The organism is Pseudomonas sp. (assembly GCF_036387035.1).
GTDB lineage: Bacteria > Pseudomonadota > Gammaproteobacteria > Pseudomonadales > Pseudomonadaceae > Aquipseudomonas.
Map to the genome: position 1 here is coordinate 1 of NZ_DASVUM010000166.1, position 16,420 is coordinate 16,420.

16 protein-coding genes are annotated in these 16,420 nt (G+C 62.0%); 3 read left to right on the forward strand and 13 right to left on the reverse strand.

The window, feature by feature from the left end:
- The coding region (locus VF672_RS15665) for an ATP-binding protein (RefSeq protein ID WP_331105555.1) at positions 1–138 on the forward strand (138 nt) is incomplete at its 5' end.
- Between the two features lie 186 nt (positions 139–324).
- On the opposite strand, the gene VF672_RS15670 is transcribed toward VF672_RS15665, so the two are convergent.
- The 3 genes from VF672_RS15670 to VF672_RS15680 form a co-directional block, all read right to left on the reverse strand.
- On the reverse strand, positions 325–498 hold the full coding sequence (locus VF672_RS15670; protein WP_331105480.1) for a hypothetical protein: 174 nt from the start codon (positions 496–498) through the stop codon (positions 325–327).
- Entirely contained in the window at positions 495–920 is a 426-nt protein-coding gene (locus VF672_RS15675; RefSeq protein WP_331105481.1) for a hypothetical protein, read from the reverse strand. The genes VF672_RS15670 and VF672_RS15675 overlap by 4 nt, the downstream gene beginning before the upstream one ends.
- 268 nt (positions 921–1,188) lie before the next feature.
- Positions 1,189–1,530 carry a zinc ribbon domain-containing protein YjdM gene (locus VF672_RS15680; RefSeq protein ID WP_331105482.1) on the reverse strand — a complete coding sequence of 114 codons (342 nt, stop codon included), beginning with the start codon at positions 1,528–1,530 and terminating at the stop codon, positions 1,189–1,191.
- Positions 1,531–1,682: 152 nt separating this feature from the next.
- Here VF672_RS15680 and VF672_RS15685 point away from each other — a divergent pair, with 152 nt between their 5' ends.
- Positions 1,683–2,105, forward strand: coding sequence for a DUF1810 domain-containing protein (locus VF672_RS15685; protein WP_331105483.1), 423 nt, complete (start codon positions 1,683–1,685; stop codon positions 2,103–2,105).
- 228 nt (positions 2,106–2,333) lie between these two features.
- On the opposite strand, the gene VF672_RS15690 is transcribed toward VF672_RS15685, so the two are convergent.
- The 5 genes from VF672_RS15690 to pmbA all read right to left on the reverse strand — a co-directional run bounded on the left by VF672_RS15690 (position 2,334) and on the right by pmbA (position 6,334).
- The gene (locus tag VF672_RS15690) at positions 2,334–3,221 is read right to left on the reverse strand and encodes a ZIP family metal transporter (protein WP_331105484.1); all 888 of its coding nucleotides are present in this window, start codon (positions 3,219–3,221) and stop codon (positions 2,334–2,336) included.
- Positions 3,222–3,250: 29 nt separating this feature from the next.
- Complete coding sequence (locus VF672_RS15695) at positions 3,251–3,862, reverse strand: superoxide dismutase (protein ID WP_331105485.1); 612 nt, start codon at positions 3,860–3,862, stop codon at positions 3,251–3,253.
- A 1-nt stretch (position 3,863) separates the two neighbouring features.
- Positions 3,864–4,325: a hypothetical protein gene (locus tag VF672_RS15700; protein ID WP_331105486.1), complete on the reverse strand. Its 462-nt coding sequence runs from the start codon at positions 4,323–4,325 to the stop codon at positions 3,864–3,866.
- Positions 4,326–4,336: 11 nt separating this feature from the next.
- Positions 4,337–4,768, reverse strand: a complete 432-nt coding sequence (locus tag VF672_RS15705; protein WP_331105487.1) for a FagA protein — start codon at positions 4,766–4,768, stop codon at positions 4,337–4,339.
- Between the two features lie 219 nt (positions 4,769–4,987).
- A complete protein-coding gene (gene pmbA / locus VF672_RS15710; protein WP_331105488.1) occupies positions 4,988–6,334 on the reverse strand; it encodes a metalloprotease PmbA in 1,347 nt (448 codons plus the stop codon).
- A 93-nt stretch (positions 6,335–6,427) separates the two neighbouring features.
- Between pmbA and yjgA the strand changes: the two genes are divergently transcribed.
- Complete coding sequence (yjgA, locus tag VF672_RS15715) at positions 6,428–6,949, forward strand: ribosome biogenesis factor YjgA (protein ID WP_331105489.1); 522 nt, start codon at positions 6,428–6,430, stop codon at positions 6,947–6,949.
- A gap of 48 nt (positions 6,950–6,997) precedes the next feature.
- On the opposite strand, the gene tldD is transcribed toward yjgA, so the two are convergent.
- The 5 genes from tldD to VF672_RS15740 all read right to left on the reverse strand — a co-directional run bounded on the left by tldD (position 6,998) and on the right by VF672_RS15740 (position 16,393).
- Positions 6,998–8,440, reverse strand: coding sequence for a metalloprotease TldD (gene tldD / locus VF672_RS15720; RefSeq protein ID WP_331105490.1), 1,443 nt, complete (start codon positions 8,438–8,440; stop codon positions 6,998–7,000).
- A gap of 2 nt (positions 8,441–8,442) precedes the next feature.
- Complete coding sequence (locus VF672_RS15725) at positions 8,443–9,294, reverse strand: carbon-nitrogen hydrolase family protein (protein WP_331105491.1); 852 nt, start codon at positions 9,292–9,294, stop codon at positions 8,443–8,445.
- 1,027 nt (positions 9,295–10,321) lie between these two features.
- Positions 10,322–14,137 (reverse strand): YhdP family protein, encoded by a 3,816-nt coding sequence (locus tag VF672_RS15730; RefSeq protein WP_331105492.1) that lies wholly within the window; start codon positions 14,135–14,137, stop codon positions 10,322–10,324.
- Positions 14,138–14,327: 190 nt separating this feature from the next.
- Positions 14,328–15,785: a ribonuclease G gene (gene rng, locus VF672_RS15735; RefSeq protein WP_133776249.1), complete on the reverse strand. Its 1,458-nt coding sequence runs from the start codon at positions 15,783–15,785 to the stop codon at positions 14,328–14,330.
- The gene (locus VF672_RS15740) at positions 15,782–16,393 is read right to left on the reverse strand and encodes a nucleoside triphosphate pyrophosphatase (protein WP_331105493.1); all 612 of its coding nucleotides are present in this window, start codon (positions 16,391–16,393) and stop codon (positions 15,782–15,784) included. The genes rng and VF672_RS15740 overlap by 4 nt, the downstream gene beginning before the upstream one ends.
- Between the last annotated feature and the right edge of the window lie 27 nt (positions 16,394–16,420).

The window sequence follows — 16,420 nt, forward strand, 5'->3', positions numbered from 1 at the left end:
GCTTCGCGCAGCAACAGCGGCGCCAATCACGGCCTTGGCCTGGCGATCGTCAAAGCCATCGCATTGATGCACGGCGGCACCGTGTTCGTGCGCAGCGAGCATGGTGTGAATACGTTCGGGATTAATTTGCCGAGTTGAGGTCGGCGCCCTGCCGTGTGGATGACTGATCGTTCCCACGCTCTGCGTAGTAACGCCGCCCCAGGATGCTCCGCGTCCCAATCCACGTTTGAATGACGCGGAGCATCATGAGCGGCATTCCCACGCAGAGCGTGAGGAACGATCACAAGCGCACGGTGGCGAGGCCGCATGGACCGCACCTACGGATCAGGTCCTGCGCTTTTTCAACTCGCGCCTCAAGCGCGAATTGTCCACCGCAAGCGCCACAATCATTAGCGTGCTTAGCAGCTCAATGCCCTTCAGACCCACGTAATGCCAAAACACCCACGCGGCATAGGCGACGATCACCGCGACTGTCAGTAGCAAGATTGAGTCTTTCACACCACATGTCCCAAGAATCGATAAATGGTTTTGCCCGGCGTGGCGGCTTGGTATATGCCTGGATACATGTGTAAGCAATGGACCAACCAGTCAGTCCTCAGGTTATGTGTTTGGGCAGTGAGAAGCACGTCGGATAAAGTCGCGCCGTTACCAAGCACCCTTCCGGTAGCGACGGCAATGCTTCCAATCACCGCACCCAAATAGAACGCCGCCGAGCATGCCCCGACGATTGCCAGTTGCTCTAATTTGGTACCCGCGCGCAAAAACTCATTAATGGTCACTTTTTTACCGAATTTCTCGACCTGGCTGAGAAGCGTCGTCGCTGTCGCAACCGCGCTCGTGACAGAGCCAAAAAGCGATTGAGGCGCAGGCAGGCCCATGCTCTCCATATTTTCTTTGAAGTAGCGGTAGAAATCTGACACCGACGCAATCCGGTTATAAGCGACTTCAAGGTGGCAAAGGTTATGGGACCTACGGCGGGATTGATGGGCAGCAATGCCACTCTGTCGGTAGGAAGTGTCCGAAATGGCAGGAGGATCAGGCCTACATATTTGCGGCGCTCTTACCCATGTTCGCGCCTGCATTCCGGCGATGCGGAGCGTCATGAGCGGCATTCCCACGCAGAGCGTGCGGAACGATCAGCAGGTAGACCCGGAGAACGGTGAACCTGCCGATCAGGGCAGGCAGTGATCAACCCTTCTTGACGAACTCCGACTTTAACTTCATCGCGCCGATGCCGTCGATTTTGCAGTCGATGTCGTGATCGCCGTCCACCAGGCGGATGTTTTTGACCTTGGTGCCGACCTTGACCACCAGTGAAGAACCCTTGACCTTCAGGTCCTTGATCACGGTGACGGTGTCGCCGTCCTGCAGGGTATTGCCCACTGCGTCTTTGATCACCTTGGCGTCATCTGCCGCGTCGGCGCTGGCACCATCAGCCGACCACTCGTGGGCGCATTCCGGGCACACCAACTGGCTGCCATCTTCATAGGTGTACTCGGAACTGCATTTCGGGCACGGCGGTAAGCTCACGGCGGATCTCGCATCAGAGGGAATAGGCGCAGGATTATAAGGGTTTTTACCCAACCGAGGAGCAGGCGCTTCAAAGACCTTGAAACATCGCCTGCTGTTGTAGTCTCACGCTAGGACGGCGTCATGCCGAGGTCAGGCTCAGGAGGCTCACAGTGAACGATCAATTTGACCTGCAGCGCTTTGTCGATGCCCAGGCATCCATCCATGAGCGCGCGTTGGCTGAACTGAAATCCGGGCGCAAGCAGTCGCACTGGATGTGGTTCGTGTTCCCGCAACTGGCGGGCCTGGGCCACAGCGACATGGCGCGCCGGTACGGCATCAGCGGACGTGAAGAGGCGATTGCCTACTTGCAGCATTCGGTATTGGGCGAACGGTTGGCGCGCTGTTGCGAGGCGCTGCTTGAGTGGAAAGACCGCAGCGCCATGCAGATCATGGGCTCGCCGGATGACATGAAACTGCGATCGAGCATGACGCTGTTCGCGGCGGTGGCGCCGCAAACACCGGTGTTCCAGCAAGTGCTTGACGCGTTTTTTGGCGGCAAGCCAGATGCCGTGACGCTGTCGAAGTTAGGTTGAACCGTCGCACTTACGACCGTCGATTACCTATGAAGCGCGCCGGGACAGACGCAAATCCGTAGGAGCCGGCTTGCTGGCGAACCCGTTGTGTGAACGATATCTACGCATCTGATGCTCCGCGTTCGCCAGCAAGCCGGCTCCTACAGGACCAGAGACATCCGCAAGACCTAACGCACGCCACGCCAACGGTGCGCGCTATGGTGCTCAAGCCGCACTATATGTCCGCGGTTACGCCAGCGCCGTGTCCATCACCATCATCAAACAGAAGCCGGCCAGCAATCCGAAGCTGGCGATTTTGTCGTGCCCGTTACGGCGGGATTCGGGGATGATTTCGTGGGTCACCACCAACAGCATCGCCCCTGCGGCCAACGCCAGCCCGAGCGGCAACAGCAACGCGGCAATTTCCACCAGCCAGGCGCAGAGCACCGCAAACACCGGCTCGACCAGCCCGGACGCCGCGCCGATCAGGAACGCATTGAGCCGTGACATGCCGGCCGCCGCGAGCACCAGCGCAATGACCAGCCCTTCCGGTACGTCCTGCAGGGCGATGCCCATCGCCAGGCTGTCGGCATGGGCCAATCCGCCGCCTGCCGACACCCCCACCGCCATGCCTTCGGGAATGTTGTGGGCGATGATGGCAATCACAAACAGCCAGATGTTTGAGGGGATCTTTGGTTTTTCGGCCACCTCCGACAACTGCGGCCCGCTCGATACCAGCGTGTCGACTACAAACAAACCGGCAGCACCGAGCAGTATCCCGAAGCTGACCAAGGCGCCGGCGCCCCATGGACTAAAGCCCAGATCGTGTGCGGCACCCAGGCCCGGCACGATCAATGAAAACGCCGTCGCCGCGAGCATGATGCCGGCGCCGAAGCCCAGCAGCCCGTCGGACACGGCCAAGGGCATACCGCGGATTACCAACACCGGCACGGCGCCCAGGGCGGTGCCCAATGCGCAGATGGCGCCACCTTCAAGGGCTCGCAACATCCTGGGTTCCAGCGCTACCCACGAAAGCCCCTGGGCGACCAGCAATCCCGTGCCGACGAGTACCAGAATCGAGCCCAATGCCAGCCGCAATAACCGTCCGCTGCCGAGAGCCAGTATGTCCGAGCGCATAAATCGCCTTATCTCAGATCTGGGAGGTTTCAGCCGAGCGCCGCTGCGTAGCGCTTGGCGACTTCATCCCAGTTGACGACGTTGTAGAACGCGGCGATGTATTCCGGACGACGGTTCTGGTAGCGCAGGTAATAGGCATGTTCCCAAACGTCGAGACCGAGGATCGGCGTGTTGCCGTTCATGAGCGGGCTGTCCTGGTTGCCGCTGCTTTCCACGACGAGCTTTTTGTCCGGCGTGACGCTCAGCCAGGCCCAGCCGCTGCCGAATCGGGTCAGCGCCGCTTTGGTGAACGCGTCCTTGAACGCCTCGAACCCGCCCACTTGCTCGTCAATCGCCGACGCCAGCGCACCGCTCGGCAAGCCGCCACCCTGGGGGCTCATGACGTCCCAGAACAGTGAATGGTTGGCATGGCCGCCGCCTTGGTTGATGACCGCCGGGCGCAGTTTTTCCGGGAGCTCGGCAACACTGGCCACCAGCTTTTCGATGGGCCAGTGGGCGTATTCAGTGCCCTCGACCGCCGCGTTGAGGTTGTTGATGTAGGTCTGGTGGTGCTTGGTGTGGTGAATTTCCATGGTCTGCGCGTCGATGTGCGGCTCAAGCGCATCGTAGGCATAAGGCAAGGCTGGCAAGGTAAATGGCATATCAGTGGACTCCGAACGAGAGGGTGCCGGCGCGGACGGCAGTGTGCTGAAGCGCCGAGCGGGAATGTTCGCCGTGGCTGTTGAGCAGGCGTTGGGTGCGTGGGTACTCGCCGTACTGACCGACGAAACCCAAGAGTTCGCTGTAGGTTTTTGTACTGTGTCGCAGCGCTGCCTGACGCAAGGCGGGTGCCATCTGCGGGTGTTTAATCACCTTCAGGAGGCGCTCATGAACGGCGCAAAGGTATTCGGAGCTCTCCTCCGGCTGACCCAGGCTCAAGTGCAGATCCGCCAGGTTGTGGTGCGAAATCACCAACGCTGCCACCGCCTCATCGGCGACGCTCCAGCGGTCGAAAAGCACCTGCGCCAGCGCGAGCGCTTGCAGGTACAGCTCACGCGCATCGATCAGGTCGCCTCGGTTGAAGCAATCGTTACCGCTCAGGATGGTACGTTTCCATTGCTCCATGGCGCAGGTCCTCACGAGTGGCGCCGGCGATCAGAAGCCGTCGGCAGGGCGTTTTGCGGGTTCGATGGCACGGCGTCGGTCAGAACAATCGACGGCAACAAGACACAGCTCGCCAGACGCTGGGCGAACGCCTGCACCCGCTGCTGTTGCGCGGCGGACTCGGCAAGCGCCTGCATGTCCCGCAACGGGCGCCACGCCTGGTCCAGACAGAGGCAACGCCAATGCCAGGGCAGCGCGGTATCGCTGGCGGTGTCGATGAGCAGGCGAAAGGTGCTTTCGCAGATGAGGGATTTGGGCGTGGCGGTAAAGCGCGCCAGATAGCGGCCTTCGGCGAGGTAATGTTCGATGACCCGCGGCTCGTCCGGATCCAGCGCGCAACGAATCCGCAGGCTTAACGCGCGCCAGTTTTCCAGGTACGGCGACTCGTGCAGAACAGTACCCATGACCGAGGCCCACTTAACGAATGAGATTCATTATTAAATGAGTTTAAGAATCAAAACAAGCCCATGCCGTGCATTGGGTCTGAACGCAGCTCAAGAGAACGCCAGAGGTGAAAGCCTGCCCGTACTCCTTTCCTCAGAGTTTGCCGCGCAACGACCAAAAAAAGGCCCGCGCCGTCAATCGGGGCAGGCCTTCAGGATGAAGCGTTAAGCAGGACGAACTCAGCTCCCCGCCACCATCATCTTCTCGATCAGCACCGAACCTGTGCGTATGTTGCTGCGCAGCTCCAGATCACTGCCCACCGCAACGATCTGCTTGAACATATCGCGCATGTTGCCCGCGATGGTCACTTCCTGAACCGGGAACTGGATCTCGCCGTTCTCCACCCAGAAACCCGCCGCACCGCGGGAATAGTCGCCGGTGACCATGTTCAGGCCGCTGCCCATCAACTCGGTTACCAGCAAACCGCGCCCCATTCGGCGGATCAACGCGGCCTGGTCTTCGGTGCCATGGCTGACGAACAGGTTGTGCACGCCCCCCGCATTCGCCGTGCTCGGCAGGCCCAGTTTGCGACCCGAATACGTGCTGAGGATGTAGGACACCAGGTCGCCATTTTCGACGAACGGCTTGGCGTAGGTCGCCAGGCCATCGCCGTCGAACGCGGAGCTGCCCATCGCGCCCACTAAATGCGGGCGCTCGTCGATGGTCATCCATTCCGGGAACAGCCGCTGGCCGATCGCGCCTTCCAGGAACGACGATTTACGGTACAGATTGCCACCGGAGATCGCGCCCATAAAACTGCCAAACAGACCGCCCGCCAGTTCTGCGGAGAAGAGCACCGGTACTTCGCAGGTCGGCACCGGCCGGGCGCCCAGGCGGCTCGCTGCGCGCTCGGCGGCTTTCTGGCCGATCAGTTTTGCGTCCATCAGCAGCTCGCCACGGCGATTGACGTCGTACCAATAGTCGCGCTGCATCTGCCCTTCGCCCTCGGCGATCATCACGCAACTCAGGCTATGACGGGTCGACGCATAACCGCCAATGAAACCGTGACTGTTGCCATACACGCGGCAGCCCTGATGCACGTTCAGCGTGGTGCCGTCGGCGTTTTTGATCCGGCTGTCGGCGTCAAAGGCGGCGGCTTCGCAGATCAAGGCGCGCTCGATGGACTGCTCAGGGGTGATGTCCCACGGGTGGAACAGGTCGAAATCCGGCTGATCCCTAGCCATCAGGGCGGCGTCGGCGAGGCCCGAGCTTTCGTCTTCCGAGGTGTGTTTGGCGATGGCCAGCGCCGCTGCAACGGTCTCGCGAATGGCATCGGGGCCGCTGGCGGAGGTGCTGGCCGAACCTTTGCGGTGGCCCACGTACAAGGTGATGCCAAAACCCTGGTCACGGTTGAACTCGACCGTCTCAACCTCGCGCTGGCGCACCGTCGTGGACAGGCCCTGTTCCAGTGACACGGCCACTTCGCACGCGGTCGCGCCCTGACGTTTGGCTTCAGCGACGATCTGTTCGACCTGTTGCTGCAATGCCGGCAAAGCCTGCGGGCCGACGCTTTCTGATGCACTCATGACGTACTCCATCAAATTCCGATTTCAGCAGCCGGGCCGGACAATCACGCCCCGACTGGTTATCATGGCGGCGTTTATTTGCGGACGGCCCCCATGGTTGATTCTTACGACGACTCCTTTGACGGAGAGAAAAGCAAAACCCAGGTCAAACGAGAGCTTCACGCTCTGGTGGAGCTGGGCGAACGCTTGACGACATTCAAGCCCGATGTGCTGGCCAAGCTGCCTCTGACCGACCCGCTGCGTCGGGCATTGGCCGATGCTTCCAAGCACACCGCGCACATTGCGCGCAAACGCCACATTCAATTCATCGGCAAGCTGATGCGCGATCAGGATCTGGACGAGATCCTGGTGCTACTGGATCAGCTCGACGCTTCCACGCGCCAGTACAACGAGCGTTTCCACAATCTGGAACGCTGGCGTGATCGCCTGGTGACCGGCACTGACGACGTGCTTGAGCAGTTCGTCAGCGAATACCCGGACGCCGATCGTCAGCAACTGCGCTCGCTGATCCGTCAGGCTCAGCACGAAGCGGCACAGAACAAAGCCCCCACCGCAACCCGCAAAATCTTCAAATACATCCGCGAACTGGACGAAACCAAACGCGGACTTCGCTGAAACTGCTGCGCCGTTTGATCACTCAAACGGCGCACGCCCCTCTACTTCTCACGCCCCGCCTGTGCCGCCAACAGTGATCGCATCGATTTTCAGCGTCGGCTGACCCACGCCCACCGGCACCGATTGACCGTCTTTGCCGCAGGTGCCGACGCCGCTGTCCAGGGACAGATCGTTGCCGACCATCGACACACGGCTCATGCATTCCGGCCCGTTGCCAATCAGCGTCGCGCCTTTGACCGGGGCGGTGATCTTGCCGTCTTCGATCAGATAAGCCTCGCTGGTGGAGAAGACAAACTTGCCGCTGGTGATGTCCACCTGCCCGCCGCCTAGATTGGCGCAATAGATGCCGCGTTTGACCGAGGCGATGATTTCCGCCGGATCGCTCTCGCCGCCGAGCATGTAGGTGTTGGTCATGCGCGGCATCGGCAGGTGCGCGTAGGACTCACGACGACCGTTACCCGTGCGCGCCACACCCATCAGCCGAGCATTGAGCTTGTCTTGCATGTAGCCCTTGAGCACGCCGTTTTCGATCAGCGTTGTGCACTCGGTCGGGGTGCCTTCGTCATCGACGGTCAGGGAACCGCGGCGATCGGCCAGCGTGCCGTCATCGACGATGGTGCAGAGTTTCGACGCGACCATCTCGCCCATGCGACCGCTGTAGGCCGAACTGCCCTTGCGGTTGAAGTCGCCTTCAAGGCCGTGGCCGACCGCTTCGTGCAGCAGCACGCCGGACCAGCCCGAGCCCAACACCACCGGCAACGTGCCAGCCGGCGCCGGAATCGCCTCCAGGTTGACCAGCGCCTGACGCAGCGCTTCACGGGCATAGCCCATCGCGCGGTCGTCGCTGAGGAAATAGCGGTAATCGGTACGACCGCCGCCGCCGTGTCCGCCGCGTTCACGACGGCCGTTCTGCTCGACGATAACGCTGACGTTGAAGCGCACCAGCGGACGCACGTCGGCTGCAAGACCGCCGTCCGTGGAAGCAACAAGGATGCGCTCCCAGACACCGGCCATGCTCACGGTGACTTGCTGGATGCGCGGGTCCAGCGCACGTGTGGCGGCGTCGACGCGCTTGAGCAGCTCGACCTTCTCGGCGCGGGTCATGACTTCCAGCGGGTTGTCCGGGGCGTACAGCTGGGCGACGTCCTGGGTGGTAAACGCCTGAACCCGGCCGTTCTGACCCGCGCGTGAAATCGACCGTGCGGCACGGGCGGCCTGGGTCAGGGCTTCAGGGGTGATGGCGTTGCTGTAGGCGAAACCGGTTTTCTCGCCCGATTGCGCTCGCACGCCAACGCCCTGATCGAGGTTAAAGCTGCCTTCCTTGACGATGCCGTCTTCCAGCGCCCAGGACTCGGAAATCTGCCCTTGAAAATACAGGTCGGCAGCGTCGATGCCTGGGCCGGCCAGCTCACCGAGCACCGATTGCAGGCTGTCGATACTCAGGCCGCCTGGCGCCAGAAGGTGTTCGCTGACAGAGGACAAGTGGCTCATATTCACTCCGGGGTATTGGCAGGTCGCACGGCGGCCTGCGAAAAAAATCGCCGGTGATTCGATACCGGCATGCGCGCCCGTACGGACGCTTGTTCTACGCTGTCTCTTTCGGCCAGCAGCACGGCTTCACCCTGTGCCTGCTCGGCCAACACGCGGCCCCATGGGTCTATGATCGCCGCGTGCCCAAATGTTTCTCTCGGTCCCGGATGAATTCCGCCCTGCGCGGCTGCCAGCACGTAGCACTGGGTTTCGATAGCCCGGGCGCGCAGCAGAATTTCCCAGTGCGCCGCGCCGGTCACGGCCGTGAACGCTGACGGCGCAGTGATCAGCTCGGCGCCGGCTTCACGCAGCGCGGTATACAGCTCTGGGAAGCGCAGGTCGTAACACACCGAAAGCCCCAGACGCCCCACCGGCGTGTCAGCCACCACCACATTGCTGCCGTGGGCGTAATCGTCGGATTCGCGATATCGCCCTCGTGCATCGGCGACATCGACGTCGAACAGATGAAGCTTGTCGTAACGCGCGACTTGCCGGCCCTGATCGTCAATCAACAGTGAACACGCCGTGACCTTGCCATCGGGCTGACCTTCGGGGGGCAGCGGCAGTGTCCCGGCCACTATCCATAACGTGAGGTCTCGGGCAGCAAGTTTCAACCATGGCAGGATCAATCCTTCGCCAAGGGCCTCGGCGCGGCCGATGGCGGCGACATCACGACGGCCCATGGCAGCGAAGTTTTCCGGGAGCACGGCCAGTTTCGCCCCCGACGCAGCAGCCTGTTCCAGCAACCGCCGCGCCTGGGCCAGATTGCCCTCGATATCGCTCTGGCTGACCATCTGAATGACTGCGAAGGACATAAACGCTCCCTGATCGATAGAACTGCACTCTACCCCAAGCACCGGTGATTGGGCTTGCCCCACACGCTATCTCAGCTTAGTGGGACCGGCTTGAGCCGGGAAGGCGTCAGGCGTCACACTGCAAAACTGTCGGCGTTCCAACCGGCCTCTTCCCGGCTGAAGCCGGTCCTACGCACGGCGCACACCCTGTTGGACTGGCTTTAGCCGGGAACGCGTCAGGCGTCACACCGCGAAATCGAGGGTGTTCAGACTGGCTTCTTCCCGGCTGAAGCCGGTCCCACTAAAACCGCGTATACCTTGTAGGACTGGCTTTAGCCGGGAAGGCGCCGGGAGCCAAACCACAAAACTGTCGGTGTTCCAGCCGGCCTCTTCCCGGCTGAAGCCGGTCCCACTAAAACCGCGTATACCCTGTAGGACTGGCTTTAGCCGGGAACGCGTCAGGCGTCACGCCGCAAAATCGAGGGTGCTCTGACTGGCCTCTTCCCGGCTGAAGCCGGTCCCGCTGACACTGCGTATACCCTGTGGGACCGGCTTTAGCCGGGAAAGCGTCGGGCGTCACGCCGCAAAATCGAGGGTGCTCTGACTGGCCTCTTCCCGGCTGAAGCCGGTCCCACTGACACCGCGTATACCCTGTGGGGCCTGCTTTAGCCGGGAAAGCGTCAGGCGTCACACCGCAAAATCGAGGGTGCTCGGACTGGCCTCTTCCCGGCTGAAGCCGGTCCCACTAAAACCGCGTGTACCCTGTGGGACACGCTTCAGCCGGGAAAGCGTCAGGCGTCACGCCGCGAAATCGAGGGTGTTCAGACTGGCCTCTTCCCGGCTGAAGCCGGTCCCACTGACCGCGTGCACATCGTGGACCGGCTTTAGCCGGGAACGCGTCAGGCGTCACACCGCGAAACTGTCGGCGTTCCAACCGGCCTCTTCCCGGCTGAAGCCGGTCCTACGCACGGCGCGCACCCTGTAGGACTGGCTTTAGCCGGGAACGCATCGAGTGTGACGCCACACATTCGTCCGCCGGGCGCACACCTCACTGAGGCTTCTCGAACGGCTTGTCGAAGGTGATCTTGGGTTCTTTCCATGGACCTTCCACCTTGTACTGCACGCTGGCGAAGCGCGATACGCGGTCACCCAGCAGTTTGTCGACCAGAAACAGCGCGCCGCCAATCGCCGGCGCACCGACGATCAAGGCGGCAATCGGCAGGTTGTTGGTAACAGGCAACGTCACCAGAAGCTTGGCATCAACCCGGTCACGGACCATGTCCAGTGTGCCGTTGAGCTCAAGGTTGGTGGACGGCCCCGTCATGGTGATCGGGTCGCGGGTCACGTAGACGCCGTCGCTGGCGACCAGCAGACCTTTGACCTTGTCATAGCTCAGCCCCTTGCCCAGCAGGTCGGAGAAGTCCAGACGCAGACGCCGACCAATGGAATTGAAGTTAAGCAGGCCGAACACCCGCAACGCCTGCGCTCCGCCCTCGACTTCGACGAACTGGCCGTTCTTCAGCGTCGCGTCCAGGCTGCCGGAATAGCGTTTCAAGCCCACCCACGCGGGCGAGCCCGGCCAGCGGCCGTCCGCGTTCAGCTCGAACTCCTGGCTGGTCACCGTGGGCGCGAAACCCCAGGCTTTAAGCACATCGGCCAGATTCTTGCCGCTCACCTGGCCCTTGAACCAACTGCTGGTCGCCCCCGGGGTGCCTTCCCAGCCACCGTTGCCCAGCAGCGCAATGCCTTTGAGGCCCAGATTGAGGTCAGCCAGTTGAAGCCCGTTGGGCGTCGGCCGGACCTTGAGCGACCAGGCGCCCATCAACTGATCGCCCTGAAACAACTGGGTGATTTTGATGTTCAGCGCGGGGATCTTGCGCGGGTCGACATCCGCCAGCGGATCCGGGGCGTTTTCCACGACAGCGGCATTCGGGTCCGGCGCCGGCAGGCGTACATACAGCAGGCTGATGTCGATCGGCGCGGTCTTGCTGTCCGGCAGCGTTGCCGTGCCCTTCACTTTAGCGCTGTCCAGCGACAGCGCCCACGCAGCAGCACTGCGCGCGAGCTGGACGCCCGCCTGCTCCAGGGTCGTGCCCATCGCGGTCAGCTTGCCGATCTGCAGGTCGACACTGTTGAGCAACTGCTTGGCGCTGCCGCCCGGGTCATTGCCGGCGTAACGCTCAGCCATGGCTTGCCAGGGCGCTATATCAAGCTCGGACAGTGAACCGCGAAGACGCAGGCCCTTGCTGTCCGGCACGATCGCCCCGCCTTCGCCCAAAAACAGCTCGCCGCGCCCTTCTCCGAATTTGCCGGGCGGCGATGCGAACGCCAGATTGGCCATATTGCCGTAGCCGACGTCGATGCGTCGTTCCGGGCCCTGCAAGTTCATACGAAAATCGGTGTCGCGCGTCTCATCAGCGGCTTTGCCGAACGGTGCCGGCAGATCGACGGCGAGGCCTTTAAGGTTCGAGTTAATCTGCAGCTGGCTGGCGTTGCCGTTCAATGTCAGCTGCAGTTGGTAGGGCAAGTCACCCGAAATCGGCAGCGGCTGCGTGACGCCCAGCCAGTCGGTCAGACGCTTGCTAGCGACCTGGCTGCTGGCGGTGATACGCGTCACCGGCGCGCCGGGTTTGCCTTCGGCGAAAATCTCGGCGTTCACCGGCTTGTCGAAGGCGACAGCCTTAATGTTCTTGCCGCTCAGGCCCTTGGTGTAATCGAACCGGAAGTCGCCGCGAAGCTGCGTCAGCTCCAGCACAGGGTCGGCGAGCTTGAGCCGCGCGCTGTCGGTGCTGAAGTCCACCACGACCTTCGGGTCCTGCCCCTTCACCAGAGGAATATCCAGATTAATATGGCCCTGCAGCGGCCCTTCCGCCTGCCAGCCGGCGAAGATCTGGCCGGTGCCGATCGGCGCTTCCTGAAGGATCTTCATGCCGTCCTGAAGGCTGCCTTTCAGGTTCCCATCAACCAGCAGATGGCTGGACTGACCCGCCGCAACGTGGGGAATGTCCACCGCGACATTGCTGACCTGGGTGTTCAGCAGCTGACCTTTGTTGGCGCGGATGCGCACGCCGCTGTTTTCGACGAAGACGTCGCCGTCTACGTTGGTCAGCTGCGGCCAGCCCGGCTGGAAGGCCAGGCTCGCATTGCGCACTTTGAAGAACAGGCTGATGACCCGTGCGACGGCGGGTGCGTCGTGGTTGATCGAGCCTTGGTACTGGAAGAAACCCTGATCGACATTGCCGCCCAGGATCGCGGTGCGCAGCCACTGGTCGAGGGCCGGGCTGAGGACAGCAGGCAGGTATTTGGAGGTGTAGCGACCGTCGCCGTCGACCAGCCCGACGCGCAGGTCCATGTAGTCTTCCTGGCTGTGATCGAAGTGCAGACGGATGAGGAAATCGCTGGCGATAGTGCCCTCCTCCGCCGCCACCTTGATGTACGGCGCGATCAGCGTGAAGCCTTGATCGTCCAGCGTCCAGGTCAGACGCGCGTTGGCGTGACGGTACTTCCACTCGTTACGGAAGATCGGGTCCAGGTGCAGCATGAAATCGTCGGTGTCCAGGCGCAGTTCGCCCTGGCCCAGGTCACCGCTGATGGCACCGCTGACGTTCCCCGCCGCCGGCGCGCCGTGGTAAGCGTCGAAGCCTACCTTGTCCAGATTGGCGGCGAAGCTCAGTCGCTTCGGCGCCTCGGCCTGTGGCCGGTAATCGACCAGCACGTTGCGCAATCCACCGGTGACTTTCAAGCGGTCGAGCGCCACCATCGCCGGGTCGGGCAAGGGCGCCAGTGAGTCAAGCAGCGGCGTGAGGGGCGTCAGATCAAGCCGATCCGCCTGGACGTGCCACAGCGCCTGGCTGTCGGTCGTCGCCGCGGTCTGCTGCAAGTGGATGCGGCTTTCCCAACGCTTACTGTTCAGGTCCATCGCCAGCGAATCAAGGGTGGCGCTGAAGCCTTTTTCATCGCGCTGAAACCAGGCGTTAAGCGCCAGGTTGTTGATGCTCGCGGGCTTGCGGTCCGCGTACGCGCCTTTGAACGTCGGCGCATTCAGGCGCGCGACCGCGCTTTGCAGCGAGCCCTTGCCCCAGTTCAGCCAGAACTCGCCACCGGCCTTGAGCTTCTGAATCTTCCATTCACGGGTCAGGCTCTTTGGCAGCCAGTGCGACCACTCGCTTTGCGGCACGCTCAGGTAGGCCTGTGCCTCGCCGTCGCGCCATTCATGGGCGCGCACCGTGGAACGGATGTTCAGCGACAGCGGCTGACCGTCGGGCAGGTTCAGGCGAGCGTCGAGACGCTGATGCAGGCTGCCGGTCTTCAGCGTCAGGCTTACATACGTCAGCGTCAGAGGCGATTGTTCGTATGGCTGCAAGGTGATCTGGCTGTCGAACAGCGACAGGTGCGAGACCATCTGCATCTGATTGAGGATTTTCTCGGGGTCCACGCTCTGCTCAGGCTGCACGGGAAGCCCTTGCAGCGCCCAGTGGCCAGTCTGGTCTTCTTTCAGGCCAATCTGCAGGCCGTCCAGCTCAAGACGCTCAAGGCGCACTTCGCGGTGAGTCAAGCTGGCAAGCAGGTCAGGCATGGCCCGCACGTGATCAAGTCGAACGGCGTTACCGCCCTCGCCAACCATCACATCACGTGCGACGAAGACAGGGGCGAAGCCGCTCCAGCTGCCTTCCAGCCGACCAATACTGACCGGCATGCCCAGCGCGGTCTGCGCCTTGGCTTCAACGTCGGCGCGGTATTCAGCCACCATCGGCACCAGTTGACGGCCAACGCTCACGTACAGCGCAACCAGAACCACCACGAGGGCGCACAGCGTCAGGCCCCAGCGGGTCAGCGCAGCCAGAAACCGGGTCAGACGCTCCATGTCGCTGCGCCTCCGCAAAAACTGCCTGCAAATGGCATCCGGCCCAAGGGTGCAGGTGCGGGTACGTCCAGGTTGTGCTCAATCGCCACGCGTTGTTCTCGTTGGACGGCATCCGTTCCGTCTGCCTCAAGGGCACTGTTTTCTGTATTCAACTGCACCGCAACCGAGTAGCGCGGCGCATCACGCACACTCAGAGCAACACGACGTCATATTGTTCCTGGGAGTACATGGTCTCGACCTGGAAGCGAATGGTCCTGCCAATGAACACTTCCAGCTCGGCCACGTTGCCGGATTCTTCGTCGAGCAGCCGGTCGACCACTTTCTGATTGGCCAGCACTCGGTAGCCCACGGCCTGATAGGCACGGGCTTCGCGCAGGATCTCCCGGAATATCTCGTAGCAGATGGTTTCCGGGGTCTTCAGCTTGCCACGGCCCTGGCAACTGCTGCACGGCTCGCAAAGCACTTGCTCAAGGCTTTCCCGGGTACGCTTGCGCGTCATCTGCACCAAGCCCAGTTCGGTGATGCCGATGATGTTGGTTTTGGCATGATCGCGTTCAAGCTGTTTTTCAAGCGTACGCAGCACCTGACGCTGGTGCTCGGCGTCTTCCATGTCGATGAAGTCGATGATGATGATGCCGCCGATGTTGCGCAGGCGCAGCTGGCGAGCGATCGCTATCGCCGCTTCCAGATTGGTCTTGAAAATGGTCTCTTCAAGATTGCGATGGCCCACGAACGCACCGGTGTTCACGTCGATGGTAGTCATGGCTTCGGCGGGATCGATTACCAGGTAGCCGCCGGACTTGAGCGGCACCTTGCGGTCCAGCGCCCGCTGAATCTCGTCCTCGACGCCATACAGGTCGAAAATCGGCCGCTCGCCGGGGTAGTGCTCCAGGCGGTCGGCAATTTCCGGCATCAGCTCGGCGACGAACTGGGTGGTCTTCTGAAAGGTTTCGCGGGAATCGATACGGATTTTTTCGGTGCGCGGGCTGACCAGGTCGCGCAACGTACGCAGGGCCAGGCCCAGGTCCTCGTAGATCACGCTGGCGGGGCTGATGGTTTTGATCTGCTCACCGATCTGATCCCACAGCCTGCGCAGGTAGCGGATGTCCATCATGATCTCGTCCGCGCCCGCGCCTTCGGCCGCCGTGCGCAGGATGAAACCGCCCTTTTCCTTGATGCCTTCTTTGGCGACGCAATCGCTGACCACTTGCTTGAGGCGTTCGCGCTCAGCCTCATCTTCGATTTTCAGGGAGATACCGACATGGGCCGTGCGCGGCATGTAGACGAGGTAGCGCGACGGTATCGACAGCTGCGTGGTCAACCGCGCACCTTTGCTGCCGATCGGATCTTTGGTGACCTGCACGACCAGACTCTGCCCGTCGTGGACCAGCGAGCTGATGGTCTCCACGGCAGGGCCTTCGCGCATGGATATTTCCGAGGCGTGAATGAACGCCGCACGGTCCAGGCCGATGTCGATGAACGCCGCCTGCATGCCAGGCAGCACGCGCACGACCTTGCCCTTGTAAATGTTGCCCACGATTCCGCGACGCTGGGTGCGTTCGACGTGCACCTCTTGCAACACCCCGTTCTCAACGACCGCCACGCGCGATTCCATTGGCGTGATGTTGATCAGTATCTCTTCACTCATGACTTGTCACCTTCCGGGCGTTGCCAACAGGGTATGCCGAAACGCTGAAGGATTTCTGCGGTTTCGCACAAGGGCAAACCGACCACGGCGGAATAACTGCCACTGAGGTTTTCCACGAACACCGCGCCCAGGCCTTGAATGCCATAGCCGCCGGCCTTGTCGCAGGGCTCGCCGCTGGACCAGTAACGACGCGCCTCTTCTTCCGGGATCGCCCGGAAACGCACTCGGCTGGTGACCGTTCGGGTTTCGCAGCGCTCTTCGTGCACCACGGCGATGGCGGTCAGGACTTCGTGCTCTCGACCGGAGAGGGCCGCAAGCATGGCCAGTGCTTCGGCTTCGTCCGCCGGTTTGCCGAGGATGCGCCCGTCGAGGACCACCGCCGTGTCGGCGCCGAGGACGCAGGCGGTAGGGTAGGCGGGATCATTGGCCAGCTGCAGCAGCCCGGCGTCGGCCTTGCCACGCGCCAGTCGCAGGACATACGCGGCAGGGGTTTCGTCAGCCAGAGGGGTTTCGTCGATGTCGGCGCTGAGGGTCGTAAACGGCACGCCGATCTGGGTGAGCAGCTCACGGCGGCGCGGGGAGCCGGAGGCAAGAAGCAGTTGGGGCATGGGACGTCTCCGTGTCGTTGATCACAA